Source organism: Antarctobacter heliothermus (assembly GCF_002237555.1).
GTDB lineage: Bacteria > Pseudomonadota > Alphaproteobacteria > Rhodobacterales > Rhodobacteraceae > Antarctobacter > Antarctobacter heliothermus_B.
Window position 1 is genome coordinate 3805163 of sequence record NZ_CP022540.1, and the last position, 19353, is coordinate 3824515.

Below are 19353 nucleotides of genomic sequence, written 5' to 3' on the forward strand. Positions count from 1 at the left end.
ATATACCAGCGCACACAAGCCTGAGATAATTTTTCCACAATCCTGTTGACAGACGGGCGGCTTGGCAAGAGTTTTTCTCTGGTAGGGGGCGCGATGAATCACCGTGACGATGCCTTGATGAGCGACATGGTCGATGTGCGAAATGCGCAGGCGGCGTCACCGATCGTGATCGTTTGCGAACATGCCAGCGCGCATATTCCGCCGGCGTTTGGCGATCTGGGCCTGCCCGCCTCTGCACTGCACAGCCATGTGGTCTGGGATCCCGGCGCCATGGCGGTGGCTACCGGGATGGCGGACCTGCTGGATGCCGCGCTGGTCGCCTCGAAAACCTCGCGGCTTGTCTATGATTGCAACCGTCCCCCCGAAGCGCCTGACGCGATGCCCGCGCGCAGTGAGATCTTTGACGTTCCGGGAAACGCTGATCTTAGCGCCAATGACAAGGCAGAGCGCGTCGCCAGATATTACACCCCGTTCCGAGAGGCACTAGCGGCCATCCTTGCCGCACGAACTGCACCCATCATGGTGACGGTTCACAGCTTTACGCCCGTGTACCATGGCAAGACTCGCGAAGTGGAAATCGGCATCCTGCATGACAACGATGCGCGCCTCGCGGATGCAATGCTGGGACTTGCGGCCCACCACACGTCCCGTATCGTGCGCCGAAATGACCCATATGGCCCCGGCGATGGCGTCACTCATACGCTCAAGGAACACGCCCTTGCCCATGGACATCTCAACGTGATGCTGGAGATCCGCAACGACCTGATCGCCACCGAGGCCGAACAGGCAGCGGTGGCCAGAACCCTGTCCGATTGGGTGTCCAATGCCCGCGCGCAGATTGAGGCCAAGGCATGATCGGACCAATGCGCCGCTTCATCCGCGTCGTGGACGCCATGAATCGCCGTATCGGGCGGATCATGATGTACGGGATCTTTGTGATGATGGCGATCCTGCTGTGGTCCTCGATCTCCAAGACGTTCTTTCTGCCGTCGCTCTGGACACTGGAAATGGCGCAGTTCGCCATGGTGGCCTATTACATGCTGGGTGGTCCGTACTCGATCCAGATGGGATCAAACGTGCGGATGGACCTGATTTATGGCGAATGGTCTGACCGCAAAAAGGCGCAAATCGACGCCATGACTGTGCTGTTTCTGATCGTTTACCTGGTCTTTCTGCTCTGGGGCGGCTGGGAAAGCCTGATGTATTCGCTGAAATACGGCGGTGAGCGCAGCTCATCGGTCTGGCGGCCTTACATGTGGCCAATCAAATCCATCATGGTTCTGGCGATCTTTTTGATGCTGCTGCAGGCGATCTCTGAGTTCATCAAGGACATCCTGCGCATTCAGGGACATGACATGGGAGACAAGCTCTGATGTCTTATGAACTGATTGCCGCGCTGATGTTTTCCTCGATGATGCTTATGTTGCTGACTGGGCAGCGGGTGTTCGGGGCCATCGGGTTTGTCGCCGTGATTGCCGCGTTCTTCCTTTGGGGCGATCGGGGTGGCTTCGATCTTGGGTTTGCAGCCGCTATCAAGCTGATGAAGTGGTATCCGCTGCTGACGCTGCCGATGTTCATCTTCATGGGCTACATCCTGTCGGAATCCCGCATCGCCGACGACCTGTACAAGATGTTTCACGTCTGGATGGGCGGGTTGTCCGGCGGGTTGGCGGTGGGCACCATTGGGCTGATGGTTCTGATCTCTGCCATGAATGGCCTGTCCGTCGCAGGCATGGCCATCGGGGCCACCATCGCCCTGCCCGAGCTACTTAAACGCGGGTACGACAAACGCATGGTGACGGGCGTCATTCAGGCGGGATCGTCACTGGGGATCCTTGTGCCGCCCTCTGTGGTGCTGGTGCTCTATGCGATGATTGCGCGGCAACCTGTGGGTCAGTTGTGGCTGGCCGGCGTGGTGCCGGGCCTGATGATGGCGGCGATGTTCGTGATCTATATCGTGATCCGCTGCCGACTGAACCCCGCGCTTGGCCCGATCCTACCACCCGAAGAACGCGCCATGCCTATGGGTGAAAAGATCAAACTGCTTGGGGCCGGTCTGCTGCCGCTGTTCATCTTCTTTGCCATGATGGTGCCGTTCGTGAACGGCTGGACCTCGCTGGTCGAAAGCTCTGCCATCGGGGCGATTGCCGCCTTTCTGGCGGCCGTACTCAAGGGGCGCATGACGCGCGAAGTGTTTGAGACAAGCGTGCGCAAAACGCTGGGCATCTCCTGCATGTTCATGTGGATCATCCTTGCGGCGCTGGCTTTTGGCGCGGTGTTCGACGGGCTGGGCGCGGTCAAGGCGATTGAATCGCTGTTCACCGAAAAACTCGGCCTCAGCCCGTGGATGATCCTGATCCTGATGCAGCTTAGCTTTATCCTGATGGGCACCTTTCTGGACGACACCGCCATGCTGGTGATTGTCGCCCCGTTATATGTGCCGCTGGTAGGCGCACTTGGCTTTGATCTGATCTGGTACGGCGTGCTTTACACGATCACGACGCAGATTGCCTACATGACGCCGCCGTTTGGCTATAACCTGTTCCTGATGCGCGCGATGGCCCCGCCGGAAATCACGCTGCGCGACATCTACGGATCTATTCTGCCGTTTGTTTTGGTGATGATTGTTGCACTGGCCACGATCATGGCCTTCCCCGAACTGGCCCTTTGGCTGCCGGGGTACGTCTACGGAAATTAACAACCCAAGAGATCCCGGCAGCGGGACGCATTTGAGAAGAGCTTCAACAGAGAGGAAAATACCATGACCACAAGACGTAAGTTCCTGACCACCGCCGGGATCGGTGGCGCCGCCGCCCTTGCCAGCCCCACTGTCGTCAAGGCGCAGTCGGCCATCAAGTGGCGTTTCCAGACCTATGCCGGCAGCGCATTGGGCGAACATGTGACCAAGCCGGTCATCGACTACATCAACGCCAACTCTAACGGCGAACTTGAGGTCGAACTGTTCTACGCCGACCAGATCGTGCCCACCGGTGAGCTGTTTCAGGCCCTTCAGCGCGGCACCATCGATGGTGTGCATTCCGACGACGATTCAATGGCCTCGCCCACCCCGCTGCGCCAGTTCGGCGGCTATTTCCCCTTCGCGACCAAGCACATCCTCGACGTTCCGGTGCTGTTCAACCAGTACGGTCTGAAAGAGATCTGGGAAGAGGAATACGCCAAGGTCGGCGTCAAATGGCTGTCTGCTGCTGGCCAAGACCCGTGTAACTTCAACACCAAAAAGGAAATCACCAGCGTCGCCGATCTGGACGGGCTCAAGCTGTATACCTTCCCCACGGCGGGCCGCTTCCTGTCCAAGTTCGGCGTTGTCCCGGTCAACATCCCCTATGAGGACGCCGAGGTTGCGGTGCAAACCGGCGAGTTGGACGGCATGGCCTGGTCCGGCATCACCGAGGATTACACCGTCGGCTGGGCGGATGTGACCGACTACTTCTTGACCAACAACATCTCTGGTGCATGGATCGGGTCGTGGTTTGTCAACGAGGAACGCTGGGCCGAATTGCCAGACCACCTCAAATCCGTTGTGATGGCGGCGACTGAGGCCGGTCACACCTACCGCAACCAGTGGTACTGGGGTGGCGAAGCGGCCCTGCGCGCCAATGGCGACAAACTGGCCCTGCGGTCGGTCCCCGCCGGTGAGTGGGCAGAGGTTGAAACCGCCGCCAAGGAGTTCTGGGAAGAAGTGGCCGAAGAAGGCGAAGTCCACCAGAAGATCGTCAACATCTTCAAGGAATACAACTCCGTCATCAACCAAGCGGGCGCGCCGTACAACTTCGAGTAAGCGATCCCATAACACGACCATATGCACCCTCGCTTTTGCGGGGGTGCTTCACCATGAAGAGGGCATAACGACATGGCTGGAAATCTGACGTTCGACGGTCTGAAAGAGGCCGTGGCAGGCGGTACAATCGACACCGTTCTCGCTTGTTTCCCCGACATGCAGGGGCGCCTGATGGGCAAACGGTTCCATGCGGTGAACTTTGTCGAGACCAGCTTTAAGGAAACGCATTGCTGCAACTACTTGCTGGCCACCGATCTGGAAATGGCCACGCCAGAGGGCTATGCCGCCTCTAGTTGGGAAAAGGGCTATGGTGATTACATCATGGCACCGGACCTCTCGACGATCCGGCTGCTGCCATGGCTGGAAGGCACTGCCATGGTGCTATGCGACGTGCTTGACCACCACACCCACGCGCCGGTGCCCCATTCGCCGCGCCAGATGCTGAAAACCCAGATCGCCCGGCTCAAGGCCCTTGGCTATGACGCCATGATGGCGACAGAGCTAGAGTTTTTCCTGTTCGAACAGTCCTTTGACGACATCCGCAAAGGTGGGTTCCGCGATCTGACCCCGATCAGCGGCTACAACGAAGATTACGCCATCCTGCAAACCACCAAGGAAGAAGGCGTGATGCGCCCGATCCGCAACCACCTGTTTGCAGCCGGTCTGCCGATCGAGAATACCAAGGGTGAGGCTGAGACCGGTCAGGAAGAGCTGAACATCCGCTACGCCGATGCGCTCGACTGTGCCGACCACCACACCATCGCCAAGAACGCCGTCAAGGAAATCGCTTGGCAACACGGGCGCGCGGCCAGCTTCTTGCCGAAATGGCACCACGACAAGGTCGGTTCCTCCAGCCACGTGCACCAGTCGCTCTGGCAGGACGGCGAACCGGCGTTCTACGACAAATCCGCCGATCTGGGCATGTCGCAACTGATGAAGCACTACATGGCGGGTGTGATCGCCTATGCGCCGGATTACACCTTTTTCCTCGCCCCCTACATCAACAGCTACAAACGCTTTGCCAAAGGCACCTTTGCGCCGACGAAAACGGTCTGGTCCGTGGACAATCGCACCGCCGGGTTCCGCCTGTGTGGTGAGGGCTCCAAAGGTGTGCGGGTCGAATGCCGTATCGGAGGATCTGACCTGAACCCCTATCTGGCACAGGCCGCCATGCTGGCCGCCGGGATCAAGGGGATCGAGGACAAGATGGATCTCGCGCCACCGACACGCGGCGACATCTATGAAGACGCCAAGGCACAGGACATCCCGCAGACCTTGCGCGCCGCCACCGAAACCCTGCGCGGATCCGCTTTTTTGCGTGAAGCCTTCGGCGATCAGGTGGTTGACCATTACACGCGCTGCGCCGAATGGGAGCAGGAAGAGTTTGACCGCGTCGTGACCGATTGGGAAATTGCGCGCGGCTTTGAAAGGGCCTGATACATGATCCGTTGTACCTCTCCTATCGACGGCTCGGTCTATGCCGAGCGTGACACACTCACCTTTGACGCCGCCCGCGATGCGGTGAACCGTGCAAAGATTGCGCAAAACGAATGGGCCGCGAGACCGCTGGCAGAGCGCATTGCGCTGGTTCAGGCCGGCGTCGCCAAAATCGGCGAAATGAACGACGAAATCGTCCCCGAACTGGCACACCAGATGGGCCGCCCGGTCCGCTACGGCGGTGAATTTGGCGGTTTCAACGAACGCGCGACCTATATGGCCGACATCGCCAAAGACGCGCTGGCGGATATCGAGATTGAGAACAGCGACAGCTTTCGCCGCGTGATCAAACGTGTACCGCATGGCGTCGTTCTGGTCGTGGCGCCGTGGAACTATCCCTACATGACGGCCATCAACACCGTGGCCCCCGCCCTGATCGCGGGCAACGCGGTCTTGCTGAAACACGCCAGCCAGACGCTGCTGGTAGGCGAACGGCTGGCAGCAGCGTTTCATGCGGCGGGCATCCCTCAGGACGTGTTCCAGAACGTTTTTCTGGACCATCAAAGCACCACAGACCTGATCGCAGCTAAATCCTTTGGCTTTGTGAATTTCACCGGGTCTGTCGGCGGCGGCAAGGCGATGGAACGTGCCGCTGCGGGCACCTTTACCGGCGTCGGGCTGGAGCTGGGGGGCAAAGACCCCGGCTATGTCTGCGATGACGCTGATCTGGACGCCGCTGTCGACACGCTGATCGACGGTGCAATGTTCAACTCCGGCCAGTGTTGCTGTGGTATCGAACGCATTTATGTGGCCGAACAACACTTTGACGCCTTTGTCGAAAAGGCCGTGGCCATCGTCCGGGGATACAAACTGGGCAATCCGCTGGACACGGCCACAACGATTGGCCCCATGGCGCACAAACGCTTTGCCGATGAGGTCCGCGCCCAGACCGCAGAGGCGATTGCCGCCGGGGCCACCGCCCATATCGACACGTTTCTCGAAGATGACGGCGGCGCCTATCTGACGCCGCAGATCCTCACCAATGTCACCCATGACATGCGCGTCATGCGTGAAGAAAGCTTTGGCCCCGTGGTCGGCATCATGCCGGTCAAAGACGACGCCGAGGCGATCCGCCTGATGAATGACAGCGACTTTGGCCTGACCGCCTCAGTCTGGACCCGCGATGCGGCGCGCGCCGAGGCGATTGCAGACCAGATCGAAACCGGAACGGTCTTCATGAACCGCGCCGACTACCTTGATCCGGGCCTGTGCTGGACCGGGTGCAAAGACACCGGTCGCGGCGGCGGCCTGTCGATCATTGGCTATCACAACCTGACCCGTCCCAAATCTTACCACCTGAAAAAGGCCTGAGCCTATGACTCTTACTGCAAACTGGTCTTACCCCACCGCCATTCGGTTTGGCGCCGGCCGCATTGCTGAAATCGCCGAGGCCTGCGCCGCCGCCGGGATCACGAAACCCCTGCTGGTGACAGACCGTGGCCTGAAGGACATGGCGATCACCTCCAAAACGCTGGACCTGCTGGAAGCCGCCGGTCTGGGCCGGGCGATCTTTGCCGATGTCGACCCCAACCCCAACGAAAAGAACGCCGAGGCTGGTGTGCGCGCCTTCAAGGACGGAGGTCATGACGGTGTTGTTGCCTTTGGCGGTGGCTCTGGCCTTGATCTGGGTAAGCTGGTGGCCTTTCTGGCGGGGCAAACCCGCCCCCTGTGGGACTTTGAGGATATCGGCGACTGGTGGACACGCGCCGACGCCGACGCCATCGTCCCCATCGTGGCAGTGCCCACAACGGCAGGCACCGGGTCAGAGGTTGGGCGCGCGTCGGTCATCACCAATTCAGAAACCGAGCAGAAAAAGATCATCTTTCACCCGAAATTCCTGCCGTCGGTGGTGATCTGCGATCCTGAACTGACCGTCGGGATGCCCAAATTCATCACCGCAGGCACCGGGCTGGATGCCTTTGCCCATTGTGTCGAGGCGTTCTGCTCACCGCATTACCATCCGATGTCACAGGGCATCGCGCTGGAAGGCATGCGGCTGGTCAAGGACTACCTGCCCCGCGCCTATGCCGATGGCACCGATCTGGAGGCACGCGCGCATATGATGTCCGCCGCCGCCATGGGCGCCACCGCCTTTCAAAAGGGTCTGGGTGCAATCCACGCCCTGTCGCACCCCATCGGCGCGATCTATCACACCCACCACGGCACCACGAACGCGGTCTGCATGCCGGCAGTCCTGCAATTCAACAAGCCCGCCATCACCGACGTTCTGGGGCAAGCCGCCAACTACCTTGGCATCGACGGCGGCTTCGACGGCTTCTGCGCCTTTGTTGACGATCTGAACGACAGCATGGACATTCCCAAGTCGCTGGCCGGTCTGGGGATCGAGAACCCCGACATCGACCGGATTGTGGCGGGCGCGCTGACAGATCCCAGCACCGGCGGCAACCCGGTTGAAATGACTGCCGCGAACACCCGCGATCTGCTGCTACGGATCGTCTGAGACGGACCGGCATCCAGACCGCTGGAAAACTTCTGTCCCTCTGCTCTGGCGCGGAGGGACAGTTTGGGTCAATACCAATCCCCGCCCCTTCGGCAGGGCCAAGTGATGCCACTGGGTCACTCGACGACGCATCCCGCCGGCCACCGTATTGCGCAGGTACAGCATTATCCGTAAGCCCGTTAGCGCTAACTCAAGTACCGTAATCGGAGCACCCCATGAGCACCCCCCAAATCGACAACGCCCAGATCGCCAAGGCGGCTTTTTTCCTCTGGCTGGATGAAGGCCGTCCCGCAGGTCAGGACCGCGATCACTGGTTCCGCGCCACCGAGGCGCTGAAAAACGCGGCTGCCGCCCCGGTCAAACCCGCCCGCAAGCCGCGCGCCAAAGCCGCTGCGAAACCTGCCGCCGCCCGCGCGACAGGTGCCGCCAAGCCAAAGGCATCCGCCAAGACAAAGGCGGCCACGAAACCCGCAGCCACCCGCAAACCCCGCAAACCAGCGGAGAATTGATCCGTCACTGCACGGTGGTCGGGCCCCGACCACCGCACCGCCGCCCTTCCTGATCAGGACGCGACCGGCATCCGCCGTTCGACGATCTCTGCCCACCACGAACAGCCCGCCGGGATCGCCTCATCGTTGAAGTTGTACTCAGGGTGATGCACCATCGCGGTATCCCCGTTGCCGACCAAGATATAGGCCCCTGGCCGCTCTTCGAGCATAAAGGCGAAATCCTCCCCGCCCATGACCAGCGGTGCCTCATCGACTGCGCCCGACACGGCGCGCGCCACGTCGCGGGCAAATTCAGTCTGTTCGGGGTGGTTGACCATCACCGGATAGCCACGGTGGTAAGTCACCTCGGCGGTGCCACCGAAGGTCGCCGCCACACCCGCCGACATTTCCTTGATCCGCTTCTCCGCAAGATCGCGCATAGCGGTCGACTGGGTGCGGACGGTCCCCTTCAGATGCACTCGCTGCGGGATCACGTTGAACGCCTTGGACGAGGTTTCAAAGCTGGTGACAGAAACCACCACCTGATCCACCGGGTCCGCATTGCGCGATGCAATGGTCTGCAGCGCCAGCACCAGAGAAGAGGCCATGACAGTGGTGTCGACCGTCTCATGCGGCTTGGCCGCGTGGCCGCCCAGCCCCTCGAGGGCGATTTCGAACTGGTCGGTGGCGGCAAAGAACGCGCCTTCACGGATGGCAAAGCTGCCCACCGGCTTGCCCGGCCAGTTGTGCATTCCGTACACTTCCTGAATGCCCCAACGGTCCATCATACCGTCATCGCACATTTCTTTGCCGCCGCCGCCGCCCTCTTCGGCGGGCTGAAAGATCACCACAACCGTCCCGTCGAAATTGCGCGTCTCTGACAGGTACTTGGTCGCGCCCAACAACATGGCCGTGTGACCGTCATGGCCGCACGCGTGCATTGCCCCATCGGTCTTGGAGGCATAGTCCAGCCCGGTCTGCTCATGGATCGGCAGTGCGTCCATGTCAGCGCGCAAACCGATCACTCGACCAGACCCGTTTTGACGCCCCTTGATCACCCCCACAACACCGGTGCGCCCGATGCCGGTCACGACCTCGTCACAACCGAACTCCTTCAGCTTATCCGCTACCAATGCAGAGGTGCGGTGCGTCTCGAACAGGATTTCCGGGTTCTCGTGCAGGTCGCGCCGCCAAGCGGTGATTTCATCCTGCAATTCGGCAAAGCGATTTTTTACGGGCATGGAGTTTCCTTTCCAGTTTCAGGTTTGACCCGCACTCCGCGCGCCCGGTTCGAATGGCGCGTCACATGCAAAGCGTGTCAGTCTATCAGATACAATGCGGCAAAGGCCGCCCCAAAGGTCAGTTGCCTTTTGGCAGAGAATACGCCTCGTACCGACGGGTTCAAGACGACCGGTGCGGATTTCACAGGTTCGGCCCCGGGCGTAGGGGACTGCCGTCAAAAAAGCGACCAATGCGAAAACGGCTGAGATCATGACCCGGGTCGCGGCCCGTGGCCAGATCCAGCGCCACGCGGCCAAAACCCGGCCCCGCGCCAAAGCCATGCCCGCACATGCCGGTGCAGACCGTCAGACCGGGCAACGCCTCCACCCGGTCCACCACGGGCACGACGTCGGGCAAGACATCAATCATCCCGCCCCACCCCGCTTGCATGTCGATGTGGCCAAGGTCAGGAAAATGTGTGCCGAACCGCTGCGTGATCTCGGCCAGTTTTGCCACGTTCGGCCCCGGGTCCAGAATGCGCATCCGTTCAAACGGGCTCTGCTCTGCCCCGCTCCAGTGACGTGGGGTCGAAAAGGCATCCGGCCAGTTGGCCGGTTGTGGGTGCCGCAAATGCACGTCGAATTCCCCAGACAGCGCCAACGGTAGATAGTGCCGCACATGGCGCAACGCATCGGGGCCAAGGAACAGTTCCGCAAAGGCGGACGGTGCCAAGGTATAGCCGCCATCGGCGCGCGGCCTGAAGGCAAGCCGATCATCGACCGCCGCCGTGTCGACCACACGGCGCAGCGGTTGCGTCGCCATTGCCGTGGAACGCACCGAAAGCTGTGGAATATCTACGCCATGACGGCGCAGGAACAGCGACGACCACGCCCCGCCCGCCAGCACGACAGCGTTTGTCCTGATCCGCCCAGCCTCGGTGACTACGCCGGTGATCCGGCCCGCCTTGCGGTCCAACCCACGCGCGGCACATCGTTCGATGAGTGTGGCCCCCTCGGCGCGCGCCAACCGTGCAAGCTCTGGCACCGCTGCCCAAGGTTCCGCCACCATGTCGGTCGGTGTGTGCAACGCGCCCATCCACGCGGCGCGCGGATAGCCCAGATGCCGCAACATGGCCGTGCGCCCCAATATCTCGCTGGAAACGCCCAAACCGCGCGCCTCGCCCAGCCACGCCTCGAAAGCGCCAAGTTCACCCTCAGTGCGCGCAAGATAGGTGACCCCGGTGGTCCGTGTTCCTAGACGCCCTTGACAGGCCACGTCCAGATCGCGCCAAAGCGCCTGCGCCTCCAGCGCGATGGGGATCTCGGCCAGATCCCTGCCCTGCACGCGGATCCAACCCCAATTGCGTGAGCTTTGCTCTGCAGCGATCCGTCCCTTTTCCAGCAGAACGACCGAAAGCCCGCGCTGCGCTGCAAACATCGCGGTACTGACCCCGATCACGCCGCCGCCGATCACAACCAGATCCGCCGCCTCGGGCAACGGCGCGTCAAATTCCACGGGTCCCGTGTCACGGAATGGAAAAATCACGGTATCTCCAAACTTGTCGAACGTCCGCCTGAAGCAGCGGAGCAAGTTGAGTATTTTAACCAAGAAGAAGGACTCGGAGCACGCTCGGAATTTTTCTTGGCAAAAATACTCCGGGGGTGAGGCCGGAGGCCGAGGGGTCTTGCTGCAAGCATTCCTGCGGCAGGACGTCCCCTTCGCCCTTTCAGCTTAGCCGCTCTAGTAAATTCTCCATGAACCTGTGGCCCTGCTGGAACTGCGCCAAAGTTATGTACTCATCCGGCTGGTGCGCCACATGGATGCTGCCGGGGCCGCACACCACCGCCTTGTAACCGGCCTGCTGAAAGTGGCTGGCCTCGGTGCCGTAGCTTACAAAATTCTCCGAATTGTCGCCGGTCAATGCGCGGACCAGCGCCTCGGCGGTGTTGTCGTTTTCGGGGGCAAATGGCGGCAATTCGAATTTTTCGATCAACTCAAAGCCGGTTCCGGGACGGATTTCCTGCATCGCGGCGTTCAGCTCTGCCATTTTGTCCGTCGTCAGGCGGCGCCATTGGTCCAGCGACTCACCTGGAACAACGCGATAGCCAAGTCCAAACTCACAGTCCTTGGCACTGATGTTATGCGCGGTGCCGCCGTGGATCATGCCGACATGGACATTTGTGTAGGGCGGATCGAACAAACCCGGCATGCCCGCAGGCTCTGCTGCTTGAAGATCGGCGTTCAGCTGGTTGGCCCAGTCGATCATTTTGGCCGCCCACATGATCGCGCTGACACCCGTGTGCAGCAAAGAACTGTGCACCTCAAAGCCGTGGACATGGACCCAGAAGTTCACTCCGCCCTTGTGGCCGGTGACGGCCTTCATCATCGTCGGTTCCCCAACGATCACGTCCGAGGCGCGCGGGAGCCCCTGCATCGCCTCAATCAACGGCGGCGCGCCGGTGCAGCCAATTTCCTCATCGTAGGACAGCGCCAGTTGCAGCGGCCGCGAGACGCCCCGTTTTTGTGCCTCAACCAGCGTCCAGATCGCCAGCGCATCAAAGCCTTTCATGTCGGTGGTGCCGCGCCCGTACAGTTTGCCATCCTGTTCGGTCACAACAAACGGGTCGAAATTCCAATCCTGCCCGTCTACCGGCACCACGTCCGTATGACCCGACAGGATCACACCGCCCGTCTCTTGCGGTCCGACATGGGCGAAGATCGCCGCTTTTTGCGCGTCATCGGGTTTGACGTGGCGCTGTGCGTCGATCCCGTGACTGACCAGGTAGTCCTGCACCCAGTCGATCAGCGGCAGGTTGGTATCGCGGCTGACGGTGGGAAAGCTCACCAGTTTTTCCAGCAGCGCACGGGGGGACAACACCTCGGGCAAGAGCAACCTCATTGTTTTACGGCGGGTGAACAATGCCTGTCATGGAAGCGTCAGGTCCGCAACCACCGGGTAGTGATCAGAGGGCCAGTCATCTACCCGCCTGCCTTGAATCGCCCAAGGACCGGCCAGAAGGGCCAGAACGGCCATCCTCAAGGTGCCAGAGATCCTATCAATCGGCCCCCTGCGGTTGAAGTGATAGCTGGTAGAGCCGGCAAGACAGCGCCTTCAAGTCTCCCATCACCAAAGCAGGCACACCACGAGACGCCACAGGGCGATATGGCCCAGAATCCGATAGGCCGGGGTTGCGTGCCAACGGCCTGTCGCGCGCCAGATTGGTGTTGCGTTCCCCGTCTGGGCCAATACCGACCATCACCTTGAAAGGCCATCAGGTGGGCGTCCGCTTCCTTGAATACTGCCTCCAGCGCGTGTTACCGCGCCTCTCAGTCTGCCACGGACCGCGCTCACGGGTCAGGTGAATGAAATCCAAAGTGTGCGACCCGACCCACAGGCTATCCCGCGACCGTTCTTGCGGTACCGCAGGGGCCTGTCCGCATCCGATTGCCAGACCCAGAACAAGCGAAGCGCGCATACATCGCCCCCCCTTTGTCGTGAGAATGTCGCACAGCCCTTGTTCGTCAAACTGAGAGAAATAACAATCCGGACGCTCCGATGCGATCAAACGGCCCGGCGTGGCGGCGGTGTCCTAGTCGTCCGGCACAAGGCTGATATAGCCGTCGTCGTGGTTGGGCATCCCTACATGCATCTGAAAACTTGCCCTGCCGAGTTCAGCTATTGCTCTGTGCGTTCCAACGCTTTCCCGGCACATGGCGCTCAATGTCCCTGCGGATCGCATCCGTCGGACCAAACGGGAGGCTCGGGTGTCCGGACATTCGACCCGTCATGAACGGGTCGATCTCAAGGCAGGCATCGTCACGCTTGATCTACGGCAGGGCGCCATAACTATAGGTACAACACCCGCCTGACTGCCCTGTCCCCTTTGCGGTCAGTACCCGCTGTCGGTGGTGAGCACCATGTGGCCCGGGCTGACCTCTTCGTAGACCGAAGGCTCTGGCTCATAGTCAACCGAGTGGATCGGCGATGGGATCGGCTTGAAGTTCAGATCCTTTTCCGATTTGCGGCGGCGGGGATCGGCGATTGGCACTGCCTTCATCAACGCCTGTGTGTAGGGATGGCGCGGGTCTTCGAACACCGCGCGGCGCGGGCCCAGCTCGACGATCCGCCCCAAATACATAACGCCGACATTGTGGCTGACCCGTTCGACAACGGCCATGTCGTGACTGATGAACAAATAACCCAGCCCCATGTCCACTTGTAGTTCCATCATCAGGTTGATCACCTGCGCCTGAACCGACACGTCCAGCGCGCTGACGGCCTCATCCGCGACAATCAACCGGGGTCGCAGCGCAAGGGCGCGGGCAATGGCAATCCGCTGGCGTTGCCCGCCCGACAGTTCATGCGGGTAGCGGCGCATGAAACTGCGCGGCAGTTCGACCCTGTCAAACAAACCAGCGACGTTGTCCATCACGGCGCTGCCGGATTCGAGCCCGTAGTTGTGGATCGGCTCTGCCACCTGATCCGCCAACTGGATCTGCGGGTTCAGTGACGCAAACGGGTCCTGAAAAATCATCTGCATGTCGCGCCGCGCCTCGCGCAGAGCACCCTGCGACAGACCCATGATGTCCGTGCCATCCAGATCGACCTTGCCCATGAGCGGTTCGACCAGCCGCAGGATCGACCGTCCGGCGGTGGATTTTCCGCAACCGGACTCTCCCACCAGGCTCAGCGTCTGGCCCTTGTTCACGGTAAAGGACAAGTCCTCAACCGCGTGGACATTGGCCACCGTGCGGCGAAAGAAACCGCCCTTGACTGGAAAGCGCGTGGTCAGCCCCTCAACCGTCAGCAAACGTTCATTCGTGCCGGAGATCGGTTTTACCTGCTGGTTGTCGTGGCCGACCAATTTCATCGGTTCGGGCAGGTCGGTGCCGGTCATCTCTCCCAGTTTGGGGACCGCCGCCAGCAGCGCCTTGGTATAGGGGTGCTGAGGGTTCTCAAAGATCTCTTCGACAGTGCCCTCTTCGACCTTGTTGCCGCGGAACATGACCACAACCCGGTCTGCCATCTGGGCGACCACAGCCATGTCATGGGTAATAAACATCACCGCCGTGCCGGTTTCCCGTTTCAGCCGGTCCATCAGGGCGAGGATCTCTGCCTGAATGGTCACGTCCAATGCAGTGGTCGGCTCATCCGCGATCAGCAGGCGCGGCTTGCAGGCCATGGCCATCGCAATCACCACACGTTGCCGCATCCCGCCCGACAGTTCGTGCGGATACTGGGTCAACCGGCGTTCAGGTTCCGGGATGCGCACCTCGCGCAGCAATTCGATGGCGCGCGCATCGGCCTGTTTGCGAGACATGCCGCGGTGCACGCGCAACCCCTCTGTCAACTGCTTGCCGACGGTAAAGACCGGATTTAGCGCCGTCATCGGCTCTTGAAAGATCATGCCGATCTCATTGCCGCGAATGTCACGCATGTGGCGCTGGTCCATCGTGCGAAGATCGACAGATCCGCCGTCCTTGCGGTCGAAAAGCAACTGGCCGCCTGCGATGTCGCCGCCGCCGTATTCCACCAGCCGCATCAGCGCCAGTGAGGACACGGACTTGCCAGAGCCGGACTCTCCAACCACGCACACTGTTTCGCCCGGTCCGATGTCAAAACTCACATCCTCGACCCCCACCACAGGGCCGTCCTTGGTCTGAAACTCGACCCGCAATTTTTCGATCCGGGCGATCGGTCCCTTGGTGGCTGTGTCAGGTGCCGTATCCAGCATGTCGCGTGCTCCCCAGCTTCTGGAAACCCGAGGCTATGGGCTGTGTACGCGCCCTGTAAAGGCCCACTGTGCTTTTACGTTAGGCAACGCTTGCATTTTGTGCATCTTCTGCTTCGATGGGGATGGAGTGGGTTCTCCGGCGCATCGTTGAAAGATCAGCGGTTGCATTGCACGCGGTAGCGTGCCGATTATCCCACCATAAACAAAGGGACCGGAGGAGACAGCCAGTCCCGCCCAACATGGAGTGACACAATGAAACTCAAGTCTCTATTGCTTGGGGCCGCTGCTGCAATGGCGCTGGCCCCCGCCGCCTTTGCCGAGCGCGCCTCGGACGGCGAGGTCAAGATCCTGTATTGGCAAGCTCCGTCGATTCTGAACCCGTTCCTGTCCGGCGGCACAAAAGACACCGAAGCCTCTTCTTTGATTGTCGAACCGCTGGCCCGCTACAATGAAACCGGCACGCTGGTTCCCTGGCTGGTCGACGAGGTTCCCTCCGTCGCAAATGGCGGCGTAAGCGAGGATCTGACACAGATCACATGGAAGCTCACACCAGGGCTGCTGTGGTCTGATGGTTCTCCCGTTACTTCGGCAGATGTGAAATTCACTTACGAATACTGCACCCACCCCGAAGGCGGCTGTGCGCAACTGACCAAATTCGAAGGCGTGACATCGGTCGAGACACCGGATGACCTGACCATCGTGGTCACATTCGACGTGCCGACCCCGAACCCCTATGGTCCCTTTGTCGGCAACGAAAGCCCGATCCTGCAAAAGGCCCAGTTTGAGAGCTGTACCGGCGCGGCGGCCTCGACCTGCACCGAACAAAACTTCAACCCCATTGGCACCGGCCCGTTTGTTGTCACCGAGTTCAAGACGAACGACGTGATCACCATGGTCGCCAACACCAACTACCGCGATCCGGCAAAACCCGCCTTTGCCAGCCTCACCCTGAAGGGCGGCGGCACGGCTGCGGCGGCTGGTACGGCCGTGATGGAAACCGGCGAATTCGACTACGCTTGGAACCTGCAACTGGCCCCCGACGTCATCGCCAAGATGGAAGAAGGCGGCAAGGGTGTGCCGGTCGCAGGCTTTGGCCCGCTGTTGGAACGCATCATGCTGAACAACACCAATCCCGATCCGGCGCTTGGCCCGGACGAGCGGTCGGTGATCCGTCCGCATCCGTTCCTGTCGGACCCCGCCGTCTACAAGGCGATGTCGATGGCCATCGACCGTCCGCTGCTGGTTGAGGTTGGCTATGGCCAGGCCGGCCGCGTGTCCTGTTCCTGGGTACCCGCGCCTGCGGCCTTTGCCGTCGACATCGAAGGCTGCGACGTGCAGGACATCGATGGTGCCAACAAGATGTTGGATGACGCCGGAATCGTCGACACTGACGGTGACGGTATCCGCGAAAAAGATGGCGTTCCGCTGTCCATCGTCTACCAGTCGTCTGTTAACGCCGTCCGTCAGGACTTTCAGGCGCTGATCAAGGATTGGTGGGAGCAGATCGGCATGGAAGTCGAACTGCGCGCAATCGACTCTTCGGTCTTCTTCGGTGGCGATGCGGGCAGCCCAGACACTTTCCAAAAGTTCTATGCCGACGTCGAAATGTACGCCAACACCTTCAACGGCACCGACCCGCAGGCCTATCTGGGCAACGGTCTTTGCGACAAGGCACCGCGTCCCGCAACCCAGTGGCAGGGTGAGAACATCAGCCGCTTCTGCGACGAAGAGTATGACGCCCTGCACAAGGAACTGTCCGAAACCGCCGACATGGCAGAGCGTTCGCGCATCGGTAAGGAACTGTCGCGCATGGCGTTCGAGCGTGGGTCGATGATCCCGCTGGTGCACCGTGGCCGTCTTTCGGCGCACTCCAACAGCCTGGGCGGCGTCAAGCTGAACGTCTGGGACTCTGAACTGTGGAACGTCGCCGACTGGTATCGGATGGACTGATCCTGTGAACCGGGGCGCACGCTGCGCCCCGCCCGCAGGCCGGGTATGATCACGGCCTGCCCCCCTCGGCCCCCGTGCCGCAATAAATTGAGGCGCCGATGCTCTCATTCGCGATGCGACGTCTGGTCCTGACGATCCCGACGCTTCTCTTCATCAGCTTTGTCATCTTCATGTTGCTGCAACTCGCCCCAGGCGATCCGATGGCAAACGTGCCTTTGACCGTCCCCGATGAAGTCAAACAAAAGATGCGTGAGGCGCTAGGCCTTGGTGAACCGCCGCTGGTGCAATACTGGAAATGGCTGGTTCAGATGTTCTGGATTGAACCGCAGGTCTTTATCGACTGGCTCTTTGGCACCAACATGACCGAAGGCGTGCAGCGCGTGATCTCGTGGCAGTCTCGGTCTCCGGTGATGGACATCATCCTTCAGCGCATTCCCCAGACACTTTGGGTTGTGGGTACGGCCTATATCGTCGCGATCCTGATCGCCCTGCCCGTCGGCATCTATTCCGCCTACCGGCAATATTCGGTCTTTGATCAGGCGGGCACCTTTGTCACCATGATCGGGTTTTCGATCCCGCCCTTCTTTACCGGACCGCTACTGATCGTGATCTTTTCGGTCCAGCTGGGCTGGTTTCCGTCGATCTATGACACCACCCACACCGTCACCGACTGGGCCAGCTTCAAGGTGCAGCTTGGGCAGATGATCATGCCGGTGCTTGTGCTGGCGTTGCAGATTACGGCACAGTTGTCGCGCTACATGCGCGCCTCGACGCTGGACAACCTCAATCAGGATTATGTCCGCACCGCCCGCGCCAAGGGCCTATCAGAGGCGATTGTCGTCAACGTCCACGTTGTCCGCAACTCGATGATCCCGGTCGTTACCGTGATCGCACTGGGGATACCGGCGATTTTCGGCGGCGCCATCATCACCGAAAACGTGTTCAAGGTGAACGGCATCGGCCAACTCCTGATAACCGCTCTCAGCGCCAATGACCTGCCCATGGTCATGACACTGACCTTCATCTTTGCCGTGCTGATCGTTCTCTTCAACTTGATCGCTGACGTCCTCTACGGCCTGCTCGACCCGAGGATCCGCTATGACTGATAGCCCGCAAAACGATGTGATCGTCACAAAGGACATGCCATTGCAGGCCATTGAGGCCTTGCAAGACAAGGAACCGTCCAAGCCGCCGAGGTCGCGAGGCAAGGACGTCTGGGATCAGTTCAGCAAACACAAGGGCGCCATGTTCGGCCTTGGGTTTTTGACCTTTATCACGCTGGCCGTGCTGATCGGTCCATGGATCTATCAGGTCGATCCGCAAAAGATCGACATCCGCAATAAGGACTTTCGCCCGATCTACGTTGCTCTTTGGGACTCCGGCGCAAAGACCGGCTGGCTGAAGCCCTTTGGATCGGACCAGTTGGGTCGTGACCAGCTGGCGCAGATGATCGCGGGCGGTCGTGCGTCAATGGCGGTCGGTTGGGCGGCGATGATCCTCAGCCTTGTGATCGGCACCGCTGTCGGCGTCGCCGCAGGCTTTTTCAAGCGGCTGGACGGGTTCCTGATGCGGACAACCGATTTGTTCCTGTCTTTGCCGATCCTGCCGCTGGTCCTACTGGCGGTGACACTGTTCCGACAACCGTTGCGCGCCAACTTTGGCCCAGAGGGCGGCATGTTCATACTGATCGTGACGATGATCGCCATCACCTCATGGATGCCGACAGCGCGCATCGTGCGCGGCGATATTCTGGCCATCAAGGAGCGTGAGTTCATTCTGGCCGCCCGGTCCATCGGCACCACCCCGCTCAAGATCATCCGCCGCCACCTGCTGCCCAACGTCCTGTCGCCGATCATGGTCTCGGCGGCGCTGGGTCTGGCGACGGCGATCATCACGGAATCGGCGCTGTCATTCCTTGGCGTAGGCTTCCCCTCGGACTTTCCGACATGGGGCAAAATGCTGGCTGACGCCGTGGTACGGATGGAGGAATTCCCCGAACGCGTCCTGCTTCCCGGTATTGCCATCTCGGTGACAGTTCTGTCGGTGAACTATGTCGGTGACGGGCTGCGCGACGCGCTGGACCCACGCATCCGGGGCCGCTGAACAGCGACTCACGGCACCGTTTCGAGACAAGGGCGGCCCTGTCGGGCCGCCCTTTTTCGCGCCAATAGCGGATCGAACGGTCAACGCGCCAAAAAAGGA

At 60.6% G+C, this 19353-nt stretch carries 15 protein-coding genes; 11 read left to right on the forward strand and 4 right to left on the reverse strand.

The genetic code is table 11. The features are described 5' to 3' along the window. Positions 1-93 precede the first annotated feature (93 nt). The 8 genes from ANTHELSMS3_RS18030 (at position 94) to ANTHELSMS3_RS18065 (ending at position 8266) form a co-directional block, all read left to right on the forward strand. On the forward strand, positions 94-855 hold the full coding sequence (locus tag ANTHELSMS3_RS18030; protein WP_254694772.1) for an N-formylglutamate amidohydrolase: 762 nt from the start codon (positions 94-96) through the stop codon (positions 853-855). After that, positions 852-1373 (forward strand): TRAP transporter small permease subunit, encoded by a 522-nt coding sequence (locus ANTHELSMS3_RS18035; protein WP_094036091.1) that lies wholly within the window; start codon positions 852-854, stop codon positions 1371-1373. The genes ANTHELSMS3_RS18030 and ANTHELSMS3_RS18035 overlap by 4 nt, the downstream gene beginning before the upstream one ends. Further along, positions 1373-2698 carry a TRAP transporter large permease gene (locus ANTHELSMS3_RS18040; protein WP_094036092.1) on the forward strand — a complete coding sequence of 442 codons (1326 nt, stop codon included), beginning with the start codon at positions 1373-1375 and terminating at the stop codon, positions 2696-2698. Before ANTHELSMS3_RS18035 ends, ANTHELSMS3_RS18040 begins: the two co-directional genes overlap by 1 nt. Before the next feature lie 63 nt (positions 2699-2761). Continuing rightward, the gene (locus ANTHELSMS3_RS18045) at positions 2762-3799 is read left to right on the forward strand and encodes a TRAP transporter substrate-binding protein (RefSeq protein WP_094036093.1); all 1038 of its coding nucleotides are present in this window, start codon (positions 2762-2764) and stop codon (positions 3797-3799) included. Between the two features lie 72 nt (positions 3800-3871). After that, positions 3872-5236: a glutamine synthetase family protein gene (locus tag ANTHELSMS3_RS18050; RefSeq protein WP_094036094.1), complete on the forward strand. Its 1365-nt coding sequence runs from the start codon at positions 3872-3874 to the stop codon at positions 5234-5236. A gap of 3 nt (positions 5237-5239) precedes the next feature. Continuing rightward, the gene (locus ANTHELSMS3_RS18055; protein WP_094036095.1) at positions 5240-6607 is read left to right on the forward strand and encodes an aldehyde dehydrogenase family protein; all 1368 of its coding nucleotides are present in this window, start codon (positions 5240-5242) and stop codon (positions 6605-6607) included. A 4-nt stretch (positions 6608-6611) separates the two neighbouring features. After that, a complete protein-coding gene (locus tag ANTHELSMS3_RS18060) occupies positions 6612-7757 on the forward strand; it encodes an iron-containing alcohol dehydrogenase (RefSeq protein WP_094036096.1) in 1146 nt (381 codons plus the stop codon). Positions 7758-7972: 215 nt separating this feature from the next. Further along, entirely contained in the window at positions 7973-8266 is a 294-nt protein-coding gene (locus tag ANTHELSMS3_RS18065; protein WP_094036097.1) for a DUF2934 domain-containing protein, read from the forward strand. 53 nt (positions 8267-8319) lie between these two features. Here the strand turns inward: ANTHELSMS3_RS18065 and ANTHELSMS3_RS18070 are convergent, their stop codons facing one another. The 4 genes from ANTHELSMS3_RS18070 to ANTHELSMS3_RS18085 form a co-directional block, all read right to left on the reverse strand. After that, entirely contained in the window at positions 8320-9486 is a 1167-nt protein-coding gene (locus ANTHELSMS3_RS18070) for a M20 aminoacylase family protein (protein WP_094036098.1), read from the reverse strand. 181 nt (positions 9487-9667) lie between these two features. Further along, positions 9668-11011: an NAD(P)/FAD-dependent oxidoreductase gene (locus ANTHELSMS3_RS18075; RefSeq protein ID WP_094037222.1), complete on the reverse strand. Its 1344-nt coding sequence runs from the start codon at positions 11009-11011 to the stop codon at positions 9668-9670. 181 nt (positions 11012-11192) lie between these two features. Further along, complete coding sequence (gene argE, locus ANTHELSMS3_RS18080) at positions 11193-12353, reverse strand: acetylornithine deacetylase (RefSeq protein WP_094037223.1); 1161 nt, start codon at positions 12351-12353, stop codon at positions 11193-11195. A gap of 1003 nt (positions 12354-13356) precedes the next feature. Then, positions 13357-15201, reverse strand: a complete 1845-nt coding sequence (locus ANTHELSMS3_RS18085; protein WP_094036099.1) for an ABC transporter ATP-binding protein — start codon at positions 15199-15201, stop codon at positions 13357-13359. 252 nt (positions 15202-15453) lie between these two features. Between ANTHELSMS3_RS18085 and ANTHELSMS3_RS18090 the strand changes: the two genes are divergently transcribed. The 3 genes from ANTHELSMS3_RS18090 (at position 15454) to ANTHELSMS3_RS18100 (ending at position 19254) form a co-directional block, all read left to right on the forward strand. Continuing rightward, entirely contained in the window at positions 15454-17151 is a 1698-nt protein-coding gene (locus tag ANTHELSMS3_RS18090) for a peptide ABC transporter substrate-binding protein (protein ID WP_094036100.1), read from the forward strand. Positions 17152-17249: 98 nt separating this feature from the next. Then, positions 17250-18257 carry an ABC transporter permease gene (locus tag ANTHELSMS3_RS18095; protein WP_094036101.1) on the forward strand — a complete coding sequence of 336 codons (1008 nt, stop codon included), beginning with the start codon at positions 17250-17252 and terminating at the stop codon, positions 18255-18257. Further along, entirely contained in the window at positions 18250-19254 is a 1005-nt protein-coding gene (locus ANTHELSMS3_RS18100) for an ABC transporter permease (protein ID WP_094036102.1), read from the forward strand. The genes ANTHELSMS3_RS18095 and ANTHELSMS3_RS18100 overlap by 8 nt, the downstream gene beginning before the upstream one ends. Positions 19255-19353: the final 99 nt, after the last annotated feature.

Excerpts from the sequence above, each read along its gene's own strand:
- ANTHELSMS3_RS18030 (WP_254694772.1), top strand. The coding sequence starts at position 94 with ATGAATCACCGTGACGATGCCTTGATGAGCGACATGGTCGATGTGCGA.
- ANTHELSMS3_RS18035 (WP_094036091.1), top strand. The coding sequence starts at position 852 with ATGATCGGACCAATGCGCCGCTTCATCCGCGTCGTGGACGCCATGAAT.
- ANTHELSMS3_RS18040 (WP_094036092.1), top strand. The coding sequence starts at position 1,373 with ATGTCTTATGAACTGATTGCCGCGCTGATGTTTTCCTCGATGATGCTT.
- ANTHELSMS3_RS18045 (WP_094036093.1), top strand. The coding sequence starts at position 2,762 with ATGACCACAAGACGTAAGTTCCTGACCACCGCCGGGATCGGTGGCGCC.
- ANTHELSMS3_RS18050 (WP_094036094.1), top strand. The coding sequence starts at position 3,872 with ATGGCTGGAAATCTGACGTTCGACGGTCTGAAAGAGGCCGTGGCAGGC.
- ANTHELSMS3_RS18055 (WP_094036095.1), top strand. The coding sequence starts at position 5,240 with ATGATCCGTTGTACCTCTCCTATCGACGGCTCGGTCTATGCCGAGCGT.
- ANTHELSMS3_RS18060 (WP_094036096.1), top strand. The coding sequence starts at position 6,612 with ATGACTCTTACTGCAAACTGGTCTTACCCCACCGCCATTCGGTTTGGC.
- ANTHELSMS3_RS18065 (WP_094036097.1), top strand. The coding sequence starts at position 7,973 with ATGAGCACCCCCCAAATCGACAACGCCCAGATCGCCAAGGCGGCTTTT.
- ANTHELSMS3_RS18070 (WP_094036098.1), bottom strand. The coding sequence starts at position 9,486 with ATGCCCGTAAAAAATCGCTTTGCCGAATTGCAGGATGAAATCACCGCT.
- ANTHELSMS3_RS18085 (WP_094036099.1), bottom strand. The coding sequence starts at position 15,201 with ATGCTGGATACGGCACCTGACACAGCCACCAAGGGACCGATCGCCCGG.
- ANTHELSMS3_RS18090 (WP_094036100.1), top strand. The coding sequence starts at position 15,454 with ATGAAACTCAAGTCTCTATTGCTTGGGGCCGCTGCTGCAATGGCGCTG.
- ANTHELSMS3_RS18095 (WP_094036101.1), top strand. The coding sequence starts at position 17,250 with ATGCTCTCATTCGCGATGCGACGTCTGGTCCTGACGATCCCGACGCTT.
- ANTHELSMS3_RS18100 (WP_094036102.1), top strand. The coding sequence starts at position 18,250 with ATGACTGATAGCCCGCAAAACGATGTGATCGTCACAAAGGACATGCCA.